This window comes from Burkholderia sp. YIM B11467, assembly GCF_052952715.1.
In genome coordinates this window covers 528,842-546,413 of sequence record NZ_JBQVSQ010000002.1, presented here as the reverse complement: position 1 = coordinate 546,413, position 17,572 = coordinate 528,842, and the positions used below count along the sequence as shown (strand labels likewise).

At 67.5% G+C, this 17,572-nt stretch carries 13 protein-coding genes; 10 read left to right on the top strand and 3 right to left on the bottom strand.

All coding sequences use genetic code 11. The features are described from left to right. From ACTRWB_RS09580 to ACTRWB_RS09570, 3 genes are all read left to right on the top strand, one after another. A complete protein-coding gene (locus ACTRWB_RS09580; RefSeq protein ID WP_446901724.1) occupies window positions 1-2,220 on the top strand; it encodes a molybdopterin cofactor-binding domain-containing protein in 2,220 nt (739 codons plus the stop codon). Between the two features lie 13 nt (window positions 2,221-2,233). Next, entirely contained in the window at window positions 2,234-3,532 is a 1,299-nt protein-coding gene (locus tag ACTRWB_RS09575) for a c-type cytochrome (protein WP_446901723.1), read from the top strand. Window positions 3,533-3,685: 153 nt separating this feature from the next. Then, on the top strand, window positions 3,686-5,131 hold the full coding sequence (locus ACTRWB_RS09570) for an NAD-dependent succinate-semialdehyde dehydrogenase (protein WP_048244459.1): 1,446 nt from the start codon (window positions 3,686-3,688) through the stop codon (window positions 5,129-5,131). Window positions 5,132-5,213: 82 nt separating this feature from the next. On the opposite strand, the gene ACTRWB_RS09565 is transcribed toward ACTRWB_RS09570, so the two are convergent. After that, window positions 5,214-6,263 (bottom strand): hypothetical protein, encoded by a 1,050-nt coding sequence (locus ACTRWB_RS09565; protein ID WP_446901722.1) that lies wholly within the window; start codon window positions 6,261-6,263, stop codon window positions 5,214-5,216. A 384-nt stretch (window positions 6,264-6,647) separates the two neighbouring features. Here ACTRWB_RS09565 and ACTRWB_RS09560 point away from each other — a divergent pair, with 384 nt between their 5' ends. Both ACTRWB_RS09560 and ACTRWB_RS09555 read left to right on the top strand, forming a co-directional pair. Next, entirely contained in the window at window positions 6,648-6,878 is a 231-nt protein-coding gene (locus tag ACTRWB_RS09560) for a hypothetical protein (RefSeq protein ID WP_446901721.1), read from the top strand. Between the two features lie 146 nt (window positions 6,879-7,024). Then, window positions 7,025-7,396: a DUF4430 domain-containing protein gene (locus ACTRWB_RS09555; protein ID WP_129514902.1), complete on the top strand. Its 372-nt coding sequence runs from the start codon at window positions 7,025-7,027 to the stop codon at window positions 7,394-7,396. Window positions 7,397-7,439: 43 nt separating this feature from the next. Here the strand turns inward: ACTRWB_RS09555 and tagH are convergent, their stop codons facing one another. Continuing rightward, entirely contained in the window at window positions 7,440-8,891 is a 1,452-nt protein-coding gene (gene tagH, locus ACTRWB_RS09550; RefSeq protein WP_446901720.1) for a type VI secretion system-associated FHA domain protein TagH, read from the bottom strand. Between the two features lie 48 nt (window positions 8,892-8,939). Further along, window positions 8,940-9,326 carry a TssQ family T6SS-associated lipoprotein gene (locus tag ACTRWB_RS09545; RefSeq protein WP_129517284.1) on the bottom strand — a complete coding sequence of 129 codons (387 nt, stop codon included), beginning with the start codon at window positions 9,324-9,326 and terminating at the stop codon, window positions 8,940-8,942. Window positions 9,327-9,956: 630 nt separating this feature from the next. On the opposite strand from ACTRWB_RS09545, the gene tssJ reads away from it, so the two are divergent. The 5 genes from tssJ to tagF are packed head-to-tail and all read left to right on the top strand — an operon-like array spanning window position 9,957 to window position 17,523. Further along, window positions 9,957-10,472, top strand: coding sequence for a type VI secretion system lipoprotein TssJ (gene tssJ / locus ACTRWB_RS09540; protein WP_446901719.1), 516 nt, complete (start codon window positions 9,957-9,959; stop codon window positions 10,470-10,472). Continuing rightward, window positions 10,469-11,875: a type VI secretion system baseplate subunit TssK gene (gene tssK / locus ACTRWB_RS09535; RefSeq protein WP_446901718.1), complete on the top strand. Its 1,407-nt coding sequence runs from the start codon at window positions 10,469-10,471 to the stop codon at window positions 11,873-11,875. The genes tssJ and tssK overlap by 4 nt, the downstream gene beginning before the upstream one ends. Window positions 11,876-11,889: 14 nt before the next feature. After that, the gene (locus tag ACTRWB_RS09530) at window positions 11,890-13,218 is read left to right on the top strand and encodes a DotU family type VI secretion system protein (protein WP_446901717.1); all 1,329 of its coding nucleotides are present in this window, start codon (window positions 11,890-11,892) and stop codon (window positions 13,216-13,218) included. Window position 13,219: 1 nt separating this feature from the next. After that, entirely contained in the window at window positions 13,220-16,846 is a 3,627-nt protein-coding gene (gene tssM / locus ACTRWB_RS09525; RefSeq protein ID WP_446901716.1) for a type VI secretion system membrane subunit TssM, read from the top strand. Further along, window positions 16,828-17,523 (top strand): type VI secretion system-associated protein TagF, encoded by a 696-nt coding sequence (gene tagF, locus ACTRWB_RS09520; protein WP_446901715.1) that lies wholly within the window; start codon window positions 16,828-16,830, stop codon window positions 17,521-17,523. Before tssM ends, tagF begins: the two co-directional genes overlap by 19 nt. Window positions 17,524-17,572: the final 49 nt, after the last annotated feature.

The window sequence follows — 17,572 nt, the reverse complement described above, 5'->3', positions numbered from 1 at the left end:
ATGTCTCGAGGACTCATCGAAGCAGGTCGGGCCGGCGCGGGCGTGTCGCGCCGTTCGTTTCTCAAGTTCGGCGTGTCGCTCGGCGCGGCGGCGGGCGGCGGCTTGCTGCTCGGCTTCAGCCTGCCGGCCGCGGGCGACGACACGCGCCGGTCGGTGATCGGCGGCGACGGCGATGAAACCGCGCGCGCCGGCGTGTTCGCGCCGAACGCGTTCGTGCAGATCGACCGCGCCGGCAAGGTCACGCTGGTGATGCCGAAGGTCGAGATGGGGCAGGGTGTCTATACGGCACTGCCGATGCTGATCGCCGAGGAACTCGAAGTGCCGCTGTCGAGCGTGACGCTCGATCACGCGCCGCCGAACGAAAAGCTGTTTCTCGATCCGCTGCTGGGCGGCCAGCTCACCGGCGGCTCGACATCGGTGCGTTACGCGTGGGAGCCGCTGCGCCGCGCGGGCGCGACCGCGCGCACGCTGCTGGTCGCGGCGGCCGCGAAGCAATGGAACGTCGATCCGGGAACCTGCCGCGCCGCGAACGGCGAGGTGCAGCATCCGCCGAGCGGCCGGCGCGCGTCGTACGGCCAGCTGGCCGACGCAGCCGCGAAGCTGCCGGTGCCGAAGGACGTCGCGCTGAAGAAGCCGGAAGATTTCAAGCTGATCGGCACGCCCGCGAAGCGGCTCGATTCGCCGGAGAAGGTCGACGGCACCGCGCAGTTCGGCCTCGACGTGCGCGTGCCCGGCATGCTGTACGCGGTGATCGTGAACAGCCCGGTGTTCGGCGGCACGGTCGCGAGCGTCGACGACACCGCCGCGAAGAAGATCCCCGGCGTGCGCCAGGTCGTGCGCGTCGACAACGCGGTCGCGGTGGTCGGCGATCACACGTGGGCCGCGAAGCGCGGCGCGTCGGCGCTCGTCGTGAAGTGGAACGAAGGCGCGGACGCGAAGGTATCGACGAAGGACATCGTCGCCGATCTCGCGCAGGCCGCGGCGAACGGCAAGGGCGCGGTCGCACGCAAGGACGGCGACGTCGGCAAGGCGTTCGCGGGTGCCAAAACCCGCATCGACGCCGTCTACGAACAGCCGTTCCTTGCACACGCAACGATGGAACCCGTGAACTGCACGGTGCACGTGCGCAGCGACGGCTGCGAGATCTGGGTCGGCACGCAGGTGCCGACGCGGGCGGTCGACACCGTGCAGCGGCTCACGAGCTTTCCGCCGGACAAGATCGTCGTGCACAACCACCTGCTCGGCGGCGGCTTCGGTCGGCGGCTTGAAACGGACATGATCGGCCAGGCCGTGAAGATCGCCAAACAGGTCAACGCGCCCGTGAAGGTCATCTGGACGCGCGAGGAAGACATCCAGCACGACATGTACCGGCCTTACTACTACGACCGGATCTCGGCCGGCCTCGACGCGAACGGCAAGCCGGTCGCGTGGCAGCACCGGATCGTCGGTTCGTCGATCCTCGCGCGCTTCGCGCCGCCCGCGTTCAAGGACGGCGTCGATCCCGACGCGGTCGAGGTCGCCACCGACCTGCCGTACGACCTGCCGAACCAGTTGATCGATTACGTGCGGCAGGAGCCGCGCCACGTACCGACCGCGTTCTGGCGCGGCGTCGGGCCGACGCGCAGCACCTTCGTCGTCGAGAGTTTCATCGACGAGCTGGCGGCGCAGACCAAGACCGACCCCGTGCAGTACCGCCGTTCATTGCTCGGCAAGACGCCGCGCGCGCTCAACGTGCTCGACGTCGCGACCAAGGCGGCCGGCTGGGGCCCGTCGCTGCCGAAGGGGCAAGGGCGCGGCGTGTCGGTGATGCACGCGTTCGGCAGCTTCTTCTCGATCGTCATCGACGTCGCGGTGGACGACGGCGAGGTGCAGGTCAAGCGCGTCGTGTGCGCGGTCGACTGCGGGATGGTCGTCAATCCGAACACGATCGAGGCGCAGGTGCAGGGCGGCATCATCTTCGGGATCACGGGCGCGCTGTATGGCGAGATCACGATCGAGGACGGGCGCGTCGTGCAGAACAACTTCACCGATTACCGGATGCTGCGGATCAACGAGACGCCGCCGATCGAGGTCCATCTCGTGAAGAGCGGCGAAGCACCGGGCGGGATCGGCGAACCGGGCACGGCCGCGACCGCGGCGGCGCTGTCGAACGCGATCTTCGCGGCAACCGGCACGCGGCTGCGCAAGCTGCCGGTCGGCAACCAGTTGAAGACGGCTTGAGGGAGGCACGATCATGCGAAACCTCACCCTGAACGCGCTCGGCGCATCGCTGCTCGCGCTGTCCGCATTGCTGGCCGGCACGGCCGCGCACGCCGCGTCGACGGCGCCGGCCGACAGCGCGCTCGTCGCGCGCGGTGCGTATCTCGCGAAAGCCGGCGACTGCGTCGCGTGCCACACCGCACCGCACGGCACGCCGTTCGCCGGCGGCCTGAAGATGGTCACGCCGATGGGCGCGATCTACACGACCAACATCACGCCCGATCCGGACACGGGCATCGGCGGCTACACGGAGGCCGAGTTCGCGGGCGCGCTGCGCGCGGGCGTCGCGAAAGACGGCCATCACCTGTACCCGGCGATGCCGTATCCGTCGTACGCGAAGCTGAAGGACGACGACGTGAAGGCGCTGTACGCGTACTTCATGCACGGCGTCGAACCGGTGAAGCAGGCGAACCGGCCGTCCGACATCCCGTGGCCGCTCGACATGCGCTGGCCGCTCGCGCTGTGGAACGCGGTGTTCCTCGACACGACGCCGTACGCCGACAAGCCGGCCAAGGACGCGATGTGGAACCGCGGCGCGTATCTCGTGCAGGGGCTCGGGCACTGCGGGTCGTGCCACACGCCGCGCGGCGTCGGCTTCCAGGAGAAGGCGCTCGACGAAGGCGGCGCGGCGTTCCTGTCGGGTGCGCCGATCGACAACTGGTTCGCGTCGAACCTGACCGGCGAGCCCAACACGGGGCTCGGCCGCTGGAACGAGGCCGACGTCGCGCAGTTCCTGAAGACCGGCGCGAACCGCCATGCGACCGCGTTCGGCTCGATGGTGAGCGTGATCAACCACAGCACGCAGGCGCTGAACGACGACGATCTGGCGGCGATTTCCCGCTACCTGAAATCGCTGCCGGCCGCGGGCGGCACGGGCGCGCCGCCGTACAGCTATGATCCGAAGGCGACGCAGGTGGTGCTGGGCCGGCCGGCGGCCGATCCGGGCGCGAAGGTGTATAACGCTTACTGCCTGCATTGCCACGGCGTGGACGGGCGCGGTTACGCGCCGCTGCTCGCGCCGCTCGCCGGCAATCCGAACGTGCTCGAGACCGATGCATCGTCGCTGATCAACGTGACGCTGAACGGCAGCGACACGCTCGTGATCGATGGCGTGCCGTCCGCGTATCCGATGCCGGCGTTCTCGAACCAGTTGAACGACCGGCAGATCGCCGACGTGCTGACGTTCATGCGCGCCGGCTGGAACAACGGCGCGCCGCCCGTGCAGGCGGCGGACGTCGCGAAACTCCGCAAGGCGACGGCGGCCGCGCGCTGAGCGCGGCCCCATGCGGAACGGCGGCGGGCCGGCATGCCTGCCGTCGGTGCCACCGGGTGCCTGTCTGCCCCGGCGGCTTTGCTCTTTCTGTCAACCGGCGCGCGGCCATGAGCGGCAGCGCGCGTTTTATCGACGCAATGTAGGGGTGTCTGGATGGCTAACGTGACTTATACGGATACGCAACTGCTGATCGACGGCGAGTGGGTCGACGCCGCGAGCGGCAAGACGATCGACGTCGTGAACCCGGCGACCGGCAAGGTAATCGGCAAGGTAGCCCACGCGGGCATCGCCGATCTCGACCGCGCGCTCGCCGCCGCGCAACGCGGCTTCGAGGCGTGGCGCAAGGTGCCCGCGCACGAGCGCGCGGCGACGATGCGCAAGGCGGCCGCGCTGGTGCGCGAACGCGCCGACGCGATCGCGCAGCTGATGACGCAGGAACAGGGCAAGCCGCTCACCGAAGCGCGCGTCGAAATGCTGTCGGCGGCCGACATCATCGAATGGTTTGCGGACGAAGGCCGCCGCGTGTACGGCCGGATCGTGCCGCCGCGCAACCTCGGCGCGCAGCAGACCGTCGTGAAGGAGCCGGTCGGCCCGGTCGCGGCGTTCACGCCGTGGAATTTCCCGGTCAACCAGGTCGTGCGCAAGCTGAGCGCCGCGCTCGCGACCGGCTGTTCGTTCCTCGTGAAGGCGCCGGAAGAAACCCCGGCATCGCCGGCCGCGCTGCTGCGCGCGTTCGTCGACGCGGGCGTGCCGGCCGGTGTGATCGGCCTCGTGTACGGCGATCCGGCTGAAATCTCGTCGTACCTGATCCCGCACCCGGTGATCCGCAAGGTCACGTTCACGGGTTCGACGCCGGTCGGCAAGCAGCTCGCCGCGCTCGCGGGCCAGCACATGAAGCGCGCAACGATGGAGCTGGGCGGGCACGCGCCGGTGATCGTCGCCGAGGACGCCGATGTCGCGCTCGCGGTGAAAGCCGCCGGCGGCGCGAAGTTCCGCAACGCGGGGCAGGTCTGCATTTCGCCGACGCGCTTCCTCGTGCACAACAGCATCCGCGACGAATTCACGCGCGCGCTGGTCAAGCACGCCGAAGGGCTGAAGGTCGGCAACGGCCTCGAAGAAGGCACGTCGCTGGGCGCGCTCGCGAACCCGCGCCGCCTCACCGCGATGGCATCGGTCGTCGACAACGCGCGCAAGGTCGGTGCGAGCATCGAAACCGGCGGCGAGCGGATCGGCTCGGAAGGCAACTTCTTCGCGCCGACCGTGATCGCGAACGTGCCGCTCGAGGCCGACGTGTTCAACAACGAACCGTTCGGCCCGGTTGCGGCGATTCGCGGCTTCGACAAGCTCGAGGATGCGATCGCGGAAGCGAATCGTTTGCCGTTCGGTCTGGCCGGTTATGCGTTCACGCGTTCGTTCGCGAACGTGCACCTGCTCACGCAGCGCCTCGAAGTGGGGATGCTGTGGATCAACCAGCCGGCAACGCCGTGGCCGGAAATGCCGTTCGGCGGCGTGAAGGATTCGGGCTACGGGTCGGAAGGCGGGCCGGAAGCGCTCGAGCCGTACCTCGTCACGAAGTCGGTGACGGTGATGGCGGTTTGACGACAGGTCGAGCGTAGTGAGGCCGCCGCTTCCGCGTATGGGGGCGGCGGCGTTTTCCTGACGCATTGACCGACGGCGAACCTCAGCGGGCCGGCAGAATGCCTTCAAAGACGCCTTTCACTGCCTTCTGCTGGTCGGGGTTCAGATCTCCGTAGGTTCGCGGAACCTTGCCGCATTCGGCGACCTTCGCGCTAGCGGCCTTTCCTTTCGCGACTGCCCACTCGGCCGACAGGTTGCCTTCGAATATCCTGCCGAAGGCGCTATTGGCACCTGCCCCCTGGCCCCAGCCGTTCACCATCATGGTTTCCTGCGCTCCGCCCCACGCGATCGGGTGCTTGCCGTTCTGTGACTGGCCGCGGTTCTGGCAGGACCCGGCATTCGGCACGCAGTGGCCCCCGATGATTTGCTCCGGCGTGGCCTTCTTCACACCGGCCAGGTCCATCAGCATGTAGTTCTCGAGGTTGACCAGGTAGTCGCGATTGCTTTCGGCGATCAGGATCGCCGCCATCGCGTTGCCGAGCGCCTGATCGTTCGCGGCGGCTCCGCTCAGGCCGCCCGAGTAAACCGTCTTCATCGCGTTGAGCAGGTCCGCCTGCGTCCTGTCTTTGGTGGCCTTGGCAAACATCGTCGGGTAGTCGCTGGCGAAACACGTGCTCGCGTTCCCGTTCGCGCGTCCCCAGAAGTGAATGTAGTTCGAGTATTGCCCGCCTCCACACTGACGATAATAAATGGCCTGGTTCATCGAGAAGAACTGACTCTGGCTTCCTGCTCCCGAGCATTGATACGCCGCGAGACGCAGGAACTTCAACGGGCTCACGACATTGCCGAAGTAGTTGCCGGTGCCGGGACCCTCCGCAGGAAGGCGATCGTTCGCCCCGTCGCAACGTTTCGGGTCGGGCGGGGGCGTTACCGGCGTCAACGCCGTATTCCCGGCGGCGTCGACTCGCGCGTTCGCGACCTTGAGCGCGGCGTCGCGCAACACATCCGACGTCACGTAGAGCGGCGATCCGCGCATGTCGACGGCATAGCAGGCGGTCGCCCCCTGCGCCTGCGTGGCGAAAGAAAGTGCGGCGGCAAACGAACATGCGGCGATCCGCAGGGTGCCGCCGATAGGGTTACGATCGATATCCATGAACGGGCTCCAGTGATTTCGTGGATGGGAGAGGGCCCACGAGCGGGCATGCGTCAACGACAAGCAGGCGCACGCAGGCGGCCTATGGGCCGAAAGCGCTGCCCGACGTCATGGGGTGAAGGACACAGGAGGAAGGGACGTGCGGGGCGAGCTGTTGTGACTTGCCCGGGGAGCGGAGGGGCGCTGTGCGTTAGTCACGCGCGAGCGATATGACGGGCCGCCGGTCCATTGGCTATTCCCTGATCGATACGAATATCGGGATTTAAAGGACGGCAAGGCGCGCGTAATGGAGAAATGACGATTGCGTCATAATCTCTTCAATTGCGTCGCCTACCAAAATGCGGACAGGTTCTCGAAAACCAGCTCAGTTTTCCCTTGTTTGTCGTGACGATCGACGTCCGCGGTGAAGCGAACCCGGACCAGTCGAGTGACTGGCATTGCGAGGGGGCGGTCCATCGCCTATTCTCTGACCAATACGAATATCAGGATTTCACGGACGGCAAAGGCGCCTGTAATAGAAAAACGGAAAATGCGCCATTCGAAACGGAAATCATGCCAACAGAATTTGCAACAATCACCGAGCGACGTCATTTAATTGAAACAGTCTGCCTGTGATTCGGCGATCGGCTTGAATTGAGCGATCAGCAAATGATCGATACAGCTTTCCGACACCCAGGTCAGAACCTGGCGCTTTCAACAAACCACGAAAAAGAGCAGAGGGGCGCAGTTCAGGCATTCACCACCACTACGGAGATATCTCCATGGCCAGCTCGGTAGCGAATCAATTCGTCGATTGGGGTTCAGAATTTCACAATCCGCCGTGGCAAGCGAACGACCGCATCGCGATTGCCCCCGGCGTGACAACCGTATTCGATCTGCTGACGGCCGACGGCGTGTCGCCCGCTCTCAGCCCGCAATGGCAGGGTTCAGGCGCGAGCCTGTTCATTACGGCCTTGGGTGGCGTAGAGGCCAACCAGGGCGGCAACGGCTACTGGTGGGTGTATTTCGTCAACGGCCAGATGCCCGACGTCTCGTGTGCGGTCTACACACTGCAACCCGGCGATAGCGTGGCCTGGGACTACAAGCACTACTCGAGCGGCTTGAAGCAGGCGGTTCATCCGCCGCTGGTCTGACGTTCGTCGCGCGATCCATGCGACGCGGCCGGCATCGGCCCCTTCAATGCCGGCCGCTCCCCCGATAACTCTCCACCTCCGCGTCGTACGCGGCAAGAAACGCCTTGCCGAACACCGACGCGAAATCGTCTTCGATCGCAAACACCGTATCGCGATGGGTCGCCGCGTAGCGATCCCACATCCGCGCCTTGTATAGCGCGGGTACGCGTTTCTCGTACCAGCGCATCGCATCGTCGCGCTCGCGCAGCCGTTGCGGCGAAAAGCGCGTCAGCAGGTCCATCAGCGCAGCGCGCATGCCGGCGACCATGCCGATCTGGTGCGCGTGCAGATCCTGGAACGCATCGCTGACCGCACTCTGCGGCGACATGAAGCCCGGCAGCGGCAGTCCGAACATCTGCCGCAGCACGGCGCCGCCGTCGGGCAGCAGCTTCAGCGGGTTGTTCTCGCGATCGAGCAGCATCGTCATGTGCGCCTTCACCTCGCGCTTCAGGATGCTGCGCGACGACAGCAGCTCGACCGTGCCGTTCGCGAACAGCGCCAGCAACTGGCCCGCGATATAGAGCTGCTCGGCCGACCACTGATGCGATTCGGCGGCCGTATCGAGCCCGGCGCCTTCGAAAAACGCATTCAGCAACTCGTCGGGCGTCGGCGGTGCCGGTGCGCGCGTCGCATGCGGCACCGGTTCGTCAGCCGGCCGCGTATCGGCATGTGCGGCCGCCGGCTGCACGCGCACGTGCTGCGTCCACTCGGGCGCGTGATCGGCCTGCGTCGCGGACGGCGTATCGCGATCCGCATCGCCGCGAGCGGCCGACGACGCGGTACCCGACGTGCCGCCGATATCGCCCGACGACTGCGCGAACAGGTCGAGCGGATCGGTCGACAACTGATTCAGGTCGCGCTGCGACGGCGCGGGCGATTCGGCCGACGCGGCGCGGTGCGCAGGCTGCGCGGCGTCCGCGCGTGCGGGACCGCCCGGTCGTGTACCGGCATCCGCCACCTTGCCACGCGGGGCGAGACGATCCTGGAGCAGCCCCCACAGCCGGTTGCCGGCGCCTTTCGCATCGTCGCGCGAAGGCGAGGGCGCGCGCGACGGTTGCGCGGCGGCTTCCGGCGCGCCCCGCCTGTCGACGTGCACACCGGCATCGGGCGCCATGTCGATGACCGGCGCGTCGCTGCCATCGTCGCGCTCCGCCCGCAGCACGTAAGGCCCGATACGGATGATGTCGCCGGTATTGAGCGGGCGCTCCTGCGCGTAACCGACCGGCTCGCGATTCACCTCGATCGTCGAGACGCTGCTCAGGTTCTTCAGCAGGCACGCGTCGTCGCCGACCTGCAGCAGTGCCTGCAGCCGCGATATCTGCCGGGTGTCGTCGCGCAGCACCAGATGGTTGTCGCTGGCCCGGCCGATGGTGCCGCCCGGCGGATGAAACACGACGGCGTCGTAGGAGTCGTTTTCGACCGGCTCGCCGGCATGTTCGATCACGATCAGTTGCATGTCATACGTCGCTCTGTAGATGAAGCGCGCGCGTGTCGACCGGTTCGTTCAGGATGACGACGCATGTCTGCGGCGCGCGTATTCGAACGCGGGCCCCCAGATCGGATGGCCCTTCTCGGCAGCGGACAAGTCGAAGCGCGGGTTGAGGTCGAGAATCCTCGAGAACTCGGCGCGGCACTGCGCGACGCGGTTCGTCACGCAATAGCTGAATGCGAGGAGCTTGTGCGCGGCGACCTGCGTGTTGATGTCGGCGCCGTCGATCTCCTTCGCATGGCTCAGCAACGCGATCGTGCGCCCGTAGTCGCCGCTGTCGTACGCGGCGCGCGCGCTGTCGACCGTCGTGCGTGCGGCCGACTGCGGCGGGGACGTGCTGCACCCGCCGGCCCCCAGCCACAACGCGCCGAGCAAAACAACGAGCAATGAACGGCCTGTCATTATTGAAATTAAGAATTCGCGTAATTGGAAGGTGGCACACAAGCGCTGTTGGATTCTAGTGCCAATCATCGGCATCGCCGTTGCTGTTACGTTTTGTTTCATTTAGACGATCCGATTCCAATTAAATGGAAAATCACTACGAATTTCAGTGCTTGTGAATCCAAAAAAACGAACCTATAGTTCGCTGTGTTTTTCGGATTCGTCAGTTGTTTTGTCGGCGCTCGTCAATGCACGAAAAAATGGTTCGTCCGTTCGCGCAAAACGAATAGCCTGGCACACCATCAACGTCGCGGGCGTCCCTTGCCCGGCGGCCGGCCGGCTTGCGCCCCGAGCCCATCCGACGGGTGTCCACGCAATAGAACCGGGCCGCCATGGCGAACTGGTCGGATTAATTTTTTCTGTTAAATGAACGAACTCAATCAAATTACCTGTCATCTCACCAAATTCACTTTTACAAACCACGGATGATTTGACCCGGCTTTTTACAAAAACGATTTGCCGGCACAAATTGCAATGGAAGGATATTCGAGTTACACAATTACCGGTCAATTAATTGTCCCTTTTTTGATCAGACCATCCGGTTCCGTAGTCCAGGATCGGCGAATGGCTATTGGGTGGCGAGGGTGGAATATGCAATGGCGGTCGAGCAGTCTCATCGTATGGGGATGCGTGTTGCTGCTTCCGGGGTGCGGCGCGACGGAGCACGCCGCGGCGGTGCCGTATGCGATCACGGTCGACGTGGCGCCCGACGTCAACCCTGACATGAACCGCAAACCGTCGCCGATCGTGCTGAAGGTGTTCCAGCTGCGCGCGGCATCGGCATTCGACAGCGCGGATTTCTTCTCGCTGCAGGACAAGCCCGAGAACGTGCTCGGCGCGGACCTGCTCGGCACCGACCGCGTGATCCTGCGGCCCGGCGACTCGCGCACGCTGCACTATCGCGGCAATGTCGAGGCCGGCGCGATCGGCGTCGTCGCCGAATACCGCGTGCTCGAAAAGAATCGCTGGCGGCTGACGGTGCCGCTGCCGCGCGCGAAGCAGCTCAATCTCTACAAGTTCTGGCAGACGTCGCCGGGCGAGCTGAAGCTGTCGATCGCGATCAGGAACGGCGGCATCGCGCTGAACGACACGCGGGGGCGCCCATGACCGAACCGACAATGTCCGCGACGCCGGTCGCGGCACTCCGCCAGCGCGTGGTGTGGACCGAAGGGATGTTCCTGCGGCCGCAGCATTTCCAGCAGCTCGAACGGCACTGGGAACGCTACGTCGCGCTGCGCTGCCTGCCGCTGCAAGGCTTCTACTGGGGCTTCGACGCGCTGGAAATCGATCGCGAGCAGCTCGCGCTCGGCAAGGTCGCGCTGCGCGCCGCATCGGGCGTGATGCGCGACGGCACGCCGTTCGACCTGGCACATCCGGACGATCTCCCCGAGCCGCTTGACGTGCCGGCCGACGCGAAAGACCAGCTCGTCGTGCTCGCGCTGCCGTTGTGGCGCGGCGGCGGCGAGGAAGTGTCGTTCGGCGCGGGCGCCACTAACGGCGGAAACGGTGGAAATGGCGCAAACGGAAATGCGGACGTCGCGCGCTACGTCGTGCGCGAATACGAAGTGGCCGACGCGAACGCCGTCGCGCTCGGCCCCGCGCTGCTGCAAACGGGGCGCCTGAACGTGCGGCTGATGCTCGAAGCCGAGCTGACCGGCGACTGGCACGCGCTCGGCGTCGCGCGGATCGTCGAGCGGCGCACCGACGCGCGGCTGCTCGTCGACGACGGCTACATCCCGCCGCGGCTCGTCGCGCAGCGCGATGCCGTGTTGCTGGCGTATGCGCGCGAACTGCACGGGCTGCTCACGCAACGCAGCGAGGCGCTCGCGGAACGGCTGTCGGAACCCGGGCGCGGCGGCGTGTCGGAAGTCGCGGATTTCCTGCTGCTGCAGCTCGTGAACCGCTATCTCGCGCTGACCTGGCATGCGCAGCAGCACGTTTCGACGCATCCGGAAGCGCTGTTCTGCGACTGGCTGAAGCTCGCGTGCGACCTGAGCACGTTCACGGCGGCCGGCCGGCGCCCGCAGTCGCTCGCGGTCTACGTGCACGACGACCTGCGCACAAGCTTCGCGGAACTGATGACGGAACTGCGCCGATCGCTGTCGACGGTGCTCGAACAGAACGCGATCCAGATCGAACTGCGCGATGCGGGTAACGGCATCCGCGTCGCGACGCTCGCCGACCCGGCGCTGCGCGACACGGCCGGCTTCGTGCTCGCGGTACGCGCCGACGTGCCGGCCGACAGCCTGCGCACCCGCTTTCCCGCGCAGGCGAAGCTCGGGCCCGTCGAGCGGATCCGCGATCTCGTGCAGCTGCAGCTGCCGGGCATCACGATGCGCCAGTTGCCGGTTGCGCCGCGGCAGATCCCGTATCACGCGGGTCATACGTACTTCGAGATCGACAAGGGCAGCGACCTGTGGAAGCAACTGGCGCGCTCGGGCGGTCTCGCTTTTCATTTCGCCGGCGAATTCCCGGGGCTCTCGATGGAGTTCTGGGCGATACGCGGGTGAGGGCGGGCATCGCGATGAATTCTTCCTCCGATTCGATCTCCGCCGGCGCCGGCGGATTCGTGCCGCCGAATCCGGGCGGCATGCATCCGGCCGCCACGGCGGGCGCGGTGGGTCCGGCCGGGCCGACCGCCACGCAGCCGCGGCCCGGCCGCTGGGCCGCGAGCGGCACGAACCCGCTCGTCGCGGCCGCGAACCCGCTGCTCAACCTGGTGCCGCAGATCCGCTCGACCGTCCATCATCCGAATCCGGCGTGGCTGCGCGAGCATCTCGTCGTCGAAATCCGCCAGTTCGAGGCGCGTGCGCAGGAAGCCGGCGTGCCGTCCGAGGCGATCATCGGTGCGCGCTACTGCCTGTGCACGGCGCTCGACGAGGCGGCCGCGCTGACGCCGTGGGGCGGCAGCGTGTGGTCGTCGCACAGCCTGCTCGTGTCGTTCCACAACGAAACCTGGGGCGGCGAGAAGTTCTTCCACCTGCTCGAACGCCTGTCGCAGCAGCCACGCCAGCATCTCGACCTGCTCGAGCTGCTGTACTTCTGTCTCGCGCTCGGCTTCGAGGGCCGTTATCGCGTGCTGGACAACGGCCACGCGCAACTCGATGCGCTGCGCCACCAGCTCGCGCTGACGATCCGCTCGGTGCGCGGCGAATTCGAACCCGCGCTGTCGCCGCACTGGCGCGACGTCGTCACCCGCGACGTCGCGCGCCGTTTCGTCGTGCCGCTGTGGATGTGCGTGGCGCTCGCGCTGCTGATCGGCTTCGGCGTGTTTGTCGGGCTGCGCATCGCGCTCGCCGGGCATTCGGATCGACTGTTCGCGTCGATCGACGCGCTGCATGTGCCGAAACTGCAACCCGCGCAGGCACCGCCGCGCCCGGCGCCGGCGCCACGCATCGCCAGGTTCCTGGAACCCGAGATCGCGGCGGGCCTCGTGTCGGTACGCGACGACGCCGATCGCAGCGTGATCGTGCTGCGCGGCGACGGGCTGTTCAAGTCCGGCTCGACATCGGTGATCGACCGTTACGCGCCGGTGCTGGCGCGGGTCGCCGACGCGCTGAACAAGGTGCCCGGCAATGTGCGCGTGACCGGCTATACCGACGACACGCCCGTGCATACGGCGCGTTTCGCGTCGAACTGGGATCTGTCGCGCGAACGCGCGGAAGCCGTGCGCAGCATGATCGCCGCGCGGCTCGACCATCCGGAGCGGCTCGCGGCGGAAGGGCGCGGCACGCTCGATCCGGTCGCGCCGAACGATACGCCCGCGAACCGCGCGCTGAACCGGCGCGTCGAGATCACGCTGCTGCCGGCGCCCGGCAGCGCCGCCGTCGGCGCGACGCAGGGGGCGAACTGACATGAACCAGGCTGTCGCGCGTTTCGTCCGGCCGTTGCCGTCGCGGGAGATCTGGACCTTCGCCGGTCTCGTCGTGCTCGCGTGCTTCGTGTGGCTCGCGGGCCCGCTGTTCGCGTTCGCCGAAATCCGGCCGCTCGAAAGCGGCTGGGCACGCGGGCTGACGATCGCGGTGCTGTTCGCCGCGTGGGGCGCGCGCGTTGCGTGGCGCAGCTGGCGCGCCGGCCGCCTCAACGCGCAACTGCTGAACCAGCTTCGCGAGGCCGTGCCGGGGCCAGCGACCACCGACGATCCGGCGAAGGCGCAGCTCGACGAACTGCGCAGCCGCTTCGACGAAGCCGCGACACTGCTGAAGAAAGTCCGCTTCGGGCAGGCCGACACGGTGCGCAAGGGCCTGCCGCGCTGGTTCGACCGGATGTCGCGCCAATATCTGTATCAGTTGCCGTGGTACGTGTTCATCGGCGCGCCGGGCTCGGGCAAGACGACCGCGCTCGTGAATTCCGGGCTCAGCTTTCCGCTCGCCGAGCAGTTCGGCCGCGCGGCGATTCGCGGCGTGGGCGGCACGCGCCACTGCGACTGGTGGTTCACGAACGACGCAGTGCTGATCGACACGGCCGGCCGTTATACGACGCACGAGGGCAACCGCGCGCTCGACGAAGCCGAGTGGAAGGGCTTCGTCGATTTGCTGAAGAAGTACCGCACGCGCCAGCCGCTGAACGGCGCGATGCTGACGATCAGCGTCGCCGACCTGCTCGGCGCATCGGAAATCGAACGCACGCAGCACGCGATGGTGCTGCGCAAGCGGCTGCTCGAGCTGCGCGCGCAGCTCGGCATCCGCTTTCCCGTGTACCTGCTCGTGACAAAGGCCGACCTGCTCGCGGGCTTCGCCGAGTATTTCGGCAACTACGGCCGCGCGGAATGCGCGCAAGTGTGGGGCTTCACGTTCCCGCTCGCGCAGAGCGAGGCGCCCGGCTTCGACCTGCGCGCGGCCTTCGACCGCGAATACCGGCTGCTGCACCAGCGGCTCAACGACGGGCTGCCCGAACTGCTGGCCGCGCAGACCGATGCGCGCCAGCGCGAGATGACGTACCTGCTGCCGCAGCAGATCGCCGACCTGCAGGACATGCTCGGCCAGTTCGTCGCCGAAGTGTTTTCCGTCTCGAGCTTCGAGCCGATGCCGATGCTGCGCGGCGTCTACCTGACGAGCGGCACGCAGGAAGGCACCGCGTTCGATCGCGTGATGAGCGGCATCAAGCGCTTCCTGAAGATCGAAGGCGTGCCGCCGGTCGCGCAGGTCGGCTCGACCGGGCGCAGCTTCTTCCTGAAGTCGTTGTTGCAGGAACATATCTTCCGCGAAGCGGCGCTGGCCGGCAGCGACCTGCGCTGGCATCAGAAGCGGCGCGTGTTGCAGATCGCCGGCTACGCGCTGCTCGCGCTGGTATGCGTGGCCGTGCTGGTCGCGTGGCTGCGCAGCTATTCGAACAACCGCGCGTATCTCGACCAGATCGCCGCGCGCGTGCCGGCCGTCGATGCGCAGATCGCAGGCGCGAAGTTCTCCGACGCGACCGACATCGCCCGGTTGCTGCCCCTGCTCGACGCGCTCGGCAGCCTCGCGAACGCGGGCGGCGTCGACTTGTCGCATCCGCCGCTGGCGTATCGGTGGGGGCTGTTCCAGGGCGAGAAGATCGACGAGGCCGTCGACGCCGTGTACCGGCGCGCGCTCGACGACGTGCTGCTGCCGATCGCCGCGAGCCGGATGGAGGCCGCGCTGCGCGACGCGCGGCCCGACGAGACCGAATACGCGTATGCGGCGCTGAAGGCGTACCTGATGCTGTACGACAGCGCGCACTACGATCCCGCGTTCGTGCAGGCCGTCGTCGATCTGGAAGTGGAGCGCGCGCTACCGCCCGATTTCTCGCCGGCCGAACGTTCGGCGCTGCGCGCGCATCTCGCCGCGCTGTTCGGCAGCCGCGTCGCGGTGTCGCCGTATCCGATGAACGAGCGGCTCGTGGCCGACGTGCGCGACCGGCTGCGGCAGGTGCCGTTCTCGCAGCGGCTGTATCGGCAGCTCACGCGCACGTTGCGCCCGGCGACGTCCGCGTTCGACTTCAGCGTCGCGCGCGCGGTCGGCCCCGACGCGTCGCTGGTGTTCCGGCGACAGAGCGGCAAGCCGCTGTCGGAAGGCGTGCCGGGCCTTTATACGCGCAACGGCTATCGCAACGTGTTCGCGCCGCGCCTGGCCGGCGAGGTCGATGCGTACGGGCGCGAGGAAGTGTGGGTGCTGAACCTTGGATTGTCCGAGATCCCCGGGCCGAACGACGCGGCCGCCTGGGCGCGCGACATCCGCCAGCTTTACCTGAACGACTACCTGAAGATCTGGGACGACTATCTCGCGGACATCAAGCTGCAGCGCACCGCGACGCTCGCGCAGAGCATCCAGGTCGCGCGCGCGCTGTCGTCGGCCGATTCGCCGCTCACGCGGCTGATGGTCGCGCTCGCGCGCGACACCGCGCTCGGCGATGCGCCGGGTGGGGCGCGCAATCTCGCGTCGCGTGCGCAGGACAAGGTCGACGAGGCACGCAGCTCGCTGTCGCAGATCTTCGCGGGCCAGGCCAGCGACGCGAATCCGTCCGCGGCGGCGCCCGCGAGCGCCGAGCAGGTGATCGACAGCCACTTCGCCGGGCTTCGCACGTTCGCACCGGGCAGCGGCGACCAGGCGCAGGCGTTCGACGCGGTGCTGAAATCGATCGACGCGCTGTACACCTACCTGACGGCCACCGACGACGCGCTTCGCAGCGGCGCGCAACCGCCGCCGTCCGACGCGCCCGCGCGGCTGCGTGCGCAGGCCGGCCGCCTGCCGACGCCATTCCGCGAAGTACTCGACGACCTGTCGAACGTCGCGAACGGCAGCGTCGCGACCGTCGAGCAGCGCAGCGTCATGCAGCGCGCCGGCGCGAACGTCGGCGATTTCTGCCGGCAGGCGATCGCGGGCCATTATCCGTTCGCGCGCGGATCGTCGCGCGACGTCGCGCCGGCGGACTTCGCGCAGATGTTCGCGCCGGGCGGGCTGATGGACGATTTCTTCCAGAAGAACCTGCAGTCGATCGTCGATACGACGTCGCACCCGTGGCGCTTCGCGAACCGTAATGCCGATGCCGATCCGTCGGCGGCCGAGATGCTTGCGTCGTTCGAGAAGGCCGCGGTGATCCGCGACGTCTATTTCGGCGGCGCAGCGCGCACCGCGCAGTTGAAGGTGCAGATCCAGCCGCTCGAAATGGACCCGTCGATCACGGAGATGGTGCTCGACGTCGACGGGCAGATCGTCCGTTACGCGCACGGCCCGCTCGTGCAGAGCGCGGTGGACTGGCCGGGCCCGCGCGGCAGCAACCAGGTGCGGCTGCAGGTGTCGGGGCAGGCCGGTACGACCGACGGCTTCACGACCGACGGGCCGTGGGCGCTGCACCGGCTGTTCGACCGCGCGGGCGTGTCGGCCGGGCGCGGCTCGGACCAGATGATTGCGCGCTTCACGGTCGACGGCAAACCGATCGTGCTGCAGGTGAATGCGGGCAGTGTCCGCAATCCGTTCAGGCTGCCCCAGATGGAGTCCTTTACATGCCCTCCGAAGCCATGAGCCCGACACCGCCGCTCGCGCGCGCCGATGGCGACGCGCCGGCCTGGTACGGGAAGATTCCCGGTGCCGGCGACTTCGTGAACAGCCGGCTGCCGCATGCGCTCGCGCTCTGGTGGGAACGCTGGCTCCTGCAAGGGATGGCCGCGATGCGCCAGCGCGGCGCGGACGAGATCGAGCGCCACTACACGGTCGCGCCGGTCTGGAATTTCCTGATCCCGGCAGGCGCCGGCGCGTCGTGCGTGCAGCCGGGCTGCCTCGCGCCGAGCTGCGACCGCGTGGGGCGCTACTACCCGGTGATCGTCACGCTGCCGATGCGCGCGGCCGATTACTGGAACGGGCTACCCGACGCCGCCGACGCGTTCTACTGGCAGGTCGGCCATGCGCTGCTCGACGCGATCCGCCATGCGCGCGCGCCGGGCCATCTCGAGCAGACGCTCGAACGCGTGCGGCTCGCGCCGGGCGGCGGCACGCTCGCGGACATCGTCGACGGTTTGCCGGCGGCGCTGCCGGCGCTGCCGGCGCCGGCCGCGTGGCCGGGGCTGTCCGGTTATTTCGATCCGCACGGCGGCACCAGCTTCTGGTGGACCAACCGTGCCGACGGATCGCCGCTGCGCACGCACGCACATACGGGCACGCCCGACAACGCGCTGTTCCTGACGCTGTTCGGCGGAGGTTAGCGGGCCGCCTGGCGCGGCGTGAGCGACAAGCAGAAAGGACGCGGTTTCG

Coding starts and splice junctions, on each gene's coding strand:
- tssM (WP_446901716.1), top strand. CDS start 13,220: ATGAACCAGGCTGTCGCGCGTTTCGTCCGGCCGTTGCCGTCGCGGGAG.
- tssJ (WP_446901719.1), top strand. CDS start 9,957: ATGCAATGGCGGTCGAGCAGTCTCATCGTATGGGGATGCGTGTTGCTG.
- ACTRWB_RS09545 (WP_129517284.1), bottom strand. CDS start 9,326: ATGACAGGCCGTTCATTGCTCGTTGTTTTGCTCGGCGCGTTGTGGCTG.
- ACTRWB_RS09530 (WP_446901717.1), top strand. CDS start 11,890: ATGAATTCTTCCTCCGATTCGATCTCCGCCGGCGCCGGCGGATTCGTG.
- ACTRWB_RS09555 (WP_129514902.1), top strand. CDS start 7,025: ATGGCCAGCTCGGTAGCGAATCAATTCGTCGATTGGGGTTCAGAATTT.
- tagH (WP_446901720.1), bottom strand. CDS start 8,891: ATGCAACTGATCGTGATCGAACATGCCGGCGAGCCGGTCGAAAACGAC.
- tagF (WP_446901715.1), top strand. CDS start 16,828: ATGCCCTCCGAAGCCATGAGCCCGACACCGCCGCTCGCGCGCGCCGAT.
- ACTRWB_RS09575 (WP_446901723.1), top strand. CDS start 2,234: ATGCGAAACCTCACCCTGAACGCGCTCGGCGCATCGCTGCTCGCGCTG.
- ACTRWB_RS09565 (WP_446901722.1), bottom strand. CDS start 6,263: ATGGATATCGATCGTAACCCTATCGGCGGCACCCTGCGGATCGCCGCA.
- tssK (WP_446901718.1), top strand. CDS start 10,469: ATGACCGAACCGACAATGTCCGCGACGCCGGTCGCGGCACTCCGCCAG.
- ACTRWB_RS09570 (WP_048244459.1), top strand. CDS start 3,686: ATGGCTAACGTGACTTATACGGATACGCAACTGCTGATCGACGGCGAG.
- ACTRWB_RS09580 (WP_446901724.1), top strand. CDS start 1: ATGTCTCGAGGACTCATCGAAGCAGGTCGGGCCGGCGCGGGCGTGTCG.